Here is a 286-nt window from a genome sequence, read left to right on the forward strand (position 1 = left end):
ATCTTACGATTGTTTAAACTTGGAGCATCAAGGCGCACACTACAAGCAGCTTGTATGCTGAGAAATCAACGTGTTTAATCGTGCTAAAGTTGATCCATGAAATTGTGAATCTAGTTACGATTGATGTAGTGCTGGTCGAACAAGTTGGTCTATTATTCCTGACATACCTCCAGTGTCTCGTTTAATGCCCGTTTCAATGATTCAATTACCTGCTATAAATGATCATTTTCTGCCCGTTCCATTCTCTTAGCCATTTATACAATCTTGCTTTGCCTTTCCTCTCCGA

This window comes from Nitrososphaera sp. AFS (assembly GCF_009898475.1).
Taxonomy (GTDB): domain Archaea; phylum Thermoproteota; class Nitrososphaeria; order Nitrososphaerales; family Nitrososphaeraceae; genus Nitrosopolaris.